The sequence below is a fragment of the Pseudonocardia halophobica genome, assembly GCF_027922425.1.
Lineage (GTDB): Bacteria > Actinomycetota > Actinomycetes > Mycobacteriales > Pseudonocardiaceae > Pseudonocardia > Pseudonocardia halophobica.
The window spans coordinates 1-532 of sequence record NZ_BSFQ01000288.1 but is presented as its reverse complement, the minus strand read 5'-3'; the positions used below and the strand labels follow the sequence as shown (position 1 = coordinate 532).

Annotated in this window: 1 protein-coding gene; it reads left to right on the top strand. The window is 64.1% G+C overall.

What is annotated here, in order from left to right:
* The coding region (locus PKE99_RS39475; protein ID WP_271215184.1) for a glutathione S-transferase family protein at positions 1–449 on the top strand (449 nt) is incomplete at its 5' end.
* Positions 450–532 lie beyond the last annotated feature (83 nt).

Below are 532 nucleotides of genomic sequence, written 5' to 3'. Positions count from 1 at the left end.
CGGTGCTGAAGCTGGATGATGGGCGGCTGCTGCCTGAATCCAATGCCATCCTGTGCTGGCTTGGCGAAGGGACCTCTTTCGTACCCGCCGATCCTTTCCTGCGCAGCCGAATGCTGGCCTGGATGTTCTGGGAGCAGAACCAGCATGAAGCCGTCATCGCCGTGCGTGGGGCGTTGCGCAGCTATCCCTCGCGCAGGCATCTGGCTACGCCCGAGCGCATGGCCGAATTGCTGGAGCGGGGGCACGCATTGTTACAGGTGATGGAGGATCGGCTGGCCGGGCATGACTGGCTGGTGGGCGATGCGATCAGCCTCGCCGATATTTGTCTGTACGGCTATACACATACCGCCGGGAGCAAGGGCGGGTTCGACATGGCGCGTTTCCCCGGCATCATGCGCTGGCTTGACCGTATTGCCGCCCTGCCCGGCTATCGGGGCCTTACGGCATGACTGCGCTATTTGCCTGGACCGATGGTGCGTGCAGCGGCAACCCCGGCCCTGGCGGCTGGGGTGTCCTGATGCGCGCCATTGAC